This window comes from Archangium sp. (assembly GCF_036277355.1).
GTDB lineage: Bacteria > Myxococcota > Myxococcia > Myxococcales > Myxococcaceae > Archangium.
This window is the reverse complement of record NZ_DASUNC010000006.1, coordinates 1-4,014: the sequence shown is the minus strand read 5'-3', so window position 1 is coordinate 4,014 and position 4,014 is coordinate 1. Positions and strand designations below refer to the sequence as shown.

At 66.9% G+C, this 4,014-nt stretch carries 3 protein-coding genes and 1 pseudogene; all 4 read left to right on the top strand.

Going from position 1 to position 4,014, the window contains the following annotated elements; translation table 11 throughout:
• Positions 1 to 1,629 (top strand): pre-toxin TG domain-containing protein (locus VFZ09_RS01415; protein ID WP_329725620.1); only part of this gene is annotated, 1,629 nt, incomplete at its 5' end.
• On the top strand, positions 1,626 to 2,408 hold the full coding sequence (locus VFZ09_RS01410) for a hypothetical protein (RefSeq protein WP_329725619.1): 783 nt from the start codon (positions 1,626 to 1,628) through the stop codon (positions 2,406 to 2,408). The genes VFZ09_RS01415 and VFZ09_RS01410, both read left to right, overlap by 4 nt.
• 639 nt (positions 2,409 to 3,047) lie before the next feature.
• Positions 3,048 to 3,395, top strand: a complete 348-nt coding sequence (locus VFZ09_RS01405; protein WP_329725618.1) for a hypothetical protein — start codon at positions 3,048 to 3,050, stop codon at positions 3,393 to 3,395.
• 103 nt (positions 3,396 to 3,498) lie between these two features.
• Positions 3,499 to 4,014: pseudogene (locus tag VFZ09_RS01400) on the top strand (hypothetical protein); the annotation flags it as partial.

The following is a 4,014-nucleotide window of genomic DNA, read 5'->3' as shown; positions in this document are numbered from 1 at the left end:
TACCGGTACGTGAAGGGACAGCGGGGCGAGGTGGTGCTGACACTGCGGCGGGGCGAGGGCATGTGGAAGGAGGAGGTGGAGTCCACCGGCCCGGTGCTCTCGGCCACCCTCCCCCAGGCTCCCTATGAGGCCTTCCTGCGTCTGCAGCGCCAGGCGCCGCGGGCCCCGGGCCCCTGGGGAGAGTCTCACGACGAGCGCCTGACGGCCCTCCAGGGACTGGAGCAGTGGCTGCTGCGGCAGCCGGACGAGGCGCTGAAGAAGGCCCCCTCTCCCCTGGAGAAGTACGTGACGCTGCTGGAGCAGGAGCGGCAGCGGGAGGTGCGCTGGCGGGCCGTGCAGCGCAAGCTGGCCGAGTACGAGGAGTGGGGGCGCGAGCTGCTGGCCACCCATGTGCCGCCCCCGCGCCGCCTGGCTCCGGGTTACCTGCTGAGCGAGTCACCCCTGAGAGAGCAGTCCCTCCGGGCGCTGGGTAGCGCCACGCTGGCCTGGGCCTACGCGCACACCGAGGACCCGGACTTCCTCAAGCGCACGCCCGACGAGGTGGCCCTCTACCTGTTGGCCCACCGCTCGGCCCTGGCCAGCGCGGTGCAGGTGGGCCGGCTGGCGCCCGTGCACCTGGACTACAACGCGGCCTTCGACCCGGAGGTGTACAAGCCCGAAGAGCTGGTGCTGGAGCTGCTGGTGGGCCTGACTCCGGGGGTTGGAGAGGTGGCGGACGCGAAGGCGGCCGTCACGGGCAGGAGCCTCACCGGCCACCTCCTCACCCACCCCGAGCGTCTGGTGTGCGCGCTGGGCGTGCTGGTGCCCTTCGTGGCCGGCGCCGTGCTGATGCGCGGCGGCAGCGAGGGCGCCGAGCAACTGGCGCTGCTCACCGGCCGCAGCCTGGACGAGGTGCGGGTGCTCTCGCGCGTGGCCTCGCACCTGTCTCCTGGAGACTCCAAGGAGATAGAGCGCTTGATGGCGGCGGCGGCCCGGGGCCACTCCTTCAGCGAGGAGGAGCTGCGATTCCTCCAGCGCGTGGCGCGCGGGTTGGAGGCGCCGCTGCGCGAGGCGGCCGGGGCGCTGAAGGCGGGCCAGAAGGTGCCGCTGCTGGGCGCGCGCACGCTGGCGGACGGTAGCCCGCTGCTGCCCGGCACGCCCATGCACAAGGCCCAGCGCTGGGTGGACTACCAATTCCGCCACCCCGAGAAGTACCCCCGCTTCTCCTTCCAGCCCGACGCCAACTGGGAGCGCCTGTATGAGTCCATCCTCAAGAACCGGCAGGCGGGCAACGTCTTCGAGGACGCCATCCTCCAACTGGCGAGATACGAGCGTAACGGGGCGATGATGATGCCGCCGCCGGGCAGCCGCGCCCAGGGCTTCATCCCCGACTCGGTGAAGGGCAACCCGGCGGAGCTCATATGGGGCCAGCCCTATCCCTTTGTCGAGGCCAAGGCTCGTAAAGAGCTGTCCCTCTCCGGCAATCTCGAGGCCATGATTGAGTATGTGGAGGAATACGGCGGTCACCTCGAGCTATGGGTCCGCTCTGCCAGACATCCCGACGGAGCAACGCACCTTTCAGAACCACTCCAGCTTCGTTTGGACCTCCTGGAAACAGACAGAAAGGCGATTGTGAGAAGACACCCATGATGCGTTCGCCCACATCGCTTGATATCGAAATACGACTTCCACCGGGCCGTCTCTCGGGTGGCCTCGTAAGGGAAGTCCTTGAACTCGCCCTTCGTCGGTTCCGATGGTTCGAGGCCAGGCGCTACGGTTATGCATCCATGAAGGAAGCGATCGACCCGGCACACTTGGATCTCGCCCCCCTGATCGCCTATTACGAGGAGCACGGCTGGCTGTGTGTCGGAGCCAAAACGGATCGGGACTTCATCTGGTTCTCGCCCGCCCGCGGCGCCGAGTTTCCCTACATAGGCGAAATCTCCTGGACGACCTCTGTCCGCTCGGCGTCCAAAGCGGCCTGGAGCACCGCCCTCGTCCAGCAGGTCGCCGAACTCATGCGCCTCGTCCAATCCCCTCTCGCTCAAGTCGGAATGGGTCAGGACTTCGATCGCAAGACGCGGCGATGGATTCCACAAGAGGTGGGAGAGCTGCGCGTCATCACCGTGCGCGACTACAGCGAAGGACTCGCGGGACTCTTCTGGCGCAATTTCTATGGCCCACCCTTCGTGCGCATGTTCGGCGAGCGCCTCGACTCACTGCCCGCCGAATGCCGCCAGCCGCTCGGTGAGGACCTCGTCCTCGTCCAGCCCTACGAGCTCCCCACGGAGGCGGGCACCGCGTCTGGCATCGCGCGCGAGCGCGAGCTCATCTCCCTGCTCGGCCCCGAGTGCTTCTACGACCACGAGCACCACACCCTCCCCTCCCGCCGCCCTGTCCTCGATTCTCTCGGCCGACCTCTCCACTGAGCGGCTTCGGCACCGCTTTCACAACCACTCCTGCGTCGGCAGAACCTCCTGCAAGCTGCTGACCTCCTACGTGTCGCCGCCCCGCCACCTGGCTACCTGCTGAACGAGTCACCCCTGCGCGAGCAGTCCCAGAACATGGCAAGGCAAGCCTGAACTATTACCCATGAAGTCTTCTCGCTAATCATGCCCGTCAAATACCTGGCTCTCCAAATAAGGCTTCCTCCTGGCCGTCCCTCGATTGATGTCGTACGAGAGCTCCTCGACCTCGTCCTTCGCAGATACCGATGGTTCGAGCCCAAGCGCTACAGTTCCGCCTCATTGAAGCGTGAGATGGACCCGGCCTCCAGTGAGCTCGCGCCACTCGTCGCCTATTACGAGGAGCACAACAATCTGATGGTTGCCGCCAGAACGGATCGGGATTTCATCGCGATTCATCCCTCCTCGACCGGCGCTCCACCCTACACGGGCTCCATTTCCTGGATGACGTCCGCCAGGTCGGCATCGAAGGACTCATGGCGTGCAGCGCATGCACAACAGGTAGCGGAGTTGATGCGCCTCCTTCAGTCACCTCTGGCCCTGGCAGGACTGGAAACAGATATCCATGGCAAGCGGTGGCGGCTCGTCCACAAGAGTATCCCCATGGAAGGAGGAAAGGACTTCACCTACTCGGAAGAGGAGCACACCGTGCGTGACTACAGTGAGGGACTTCCTGGTCTCGTCTGGCGCAATTTCTATGGCCCCCCCTTCGTCCGCATGTTCGGCGAGCGCCTCGACTCACTGCCCGCCGAATGCCGCCAGCCGCTCGGTGAGGACCTCGTGCTCGTCCAGCCCTACGAGCTGCCCACGGAGGCGGGCACCGAGTCCGGCATCACGCGCGAGCGCGAGTTCATCTCCCTGCTCGGCCCCGAGTGCTTCTACGACCACGAGCACCACACCCTGCCCACCCGCCGCCCCGTCCTCGACTCCCTCGGCCGGCCTCTCCACTGAACCGGCCCCTGCCAGCCCCATCTCGGTTCATGGGGACTTCGCCTCCTCGCGCTTGAAGTATTCAGCGACGGACTTGGAGAGAAAGCCGCCCCATGCCGCGCCCATGAAGACGCCCTCGATTCTTCTTCAAGCCGTGATGCTGGTGACACTGGCCGCGTGCCGCGGTCACCCGAGCGCCCGTATGGGCTTCGCCCTGGAGTCACCGGGCCCGCGGGCGCCCGCGTTCAGCGAAATGGGCTCGGGCATGGAGGCCCGGGCACTCCCCGCCGCCGAGGTGCTGGAGGGGACACGGGAGGTGCGTGTCCGGGCCTGGGAAGCCGCGCGCGGGCTGAAGCGCAAGGGGGCATGGCTGGCACTCGGGCTCCACGTGGAAGGCGAGCGGGTGCGGCTGCTCGGGCTGCACGCGCACGAAGGCAGCGGTGCCGAGGCACAGGACGAGGACGCCGAGCGCTTCCGCGGCCTGGTGGAGTGGGCGCTGTACCGGTACGTGAAGGGACAGCGGGGCGAGGTGGTGCTGACACTGCGGCGGGGCGAGGGCATGTGGAAGGAGGAGGTGGAGTCCACCGGCCCGGTGCTCTCGGCCACCCTCCCCCAGGCTCCCTATGAGGCCTTCCTGCGT

Coding starts and splice junctions, on each gene's coding strand:
- VFZ09_RS01410 (WP_329725619.1), top strand. CDS start 1,626: ATGATGCGTTCGCCCACATCGCTTGATATCGAAATACGACTTCCACCG.
- VFZ09_RS01405 (WP_329725618.1), top strand. CDS start 3,048: ATGGAAGGAGGAAAGGACTTCACCTACTCGGAAGAGGAGCACACCGTG.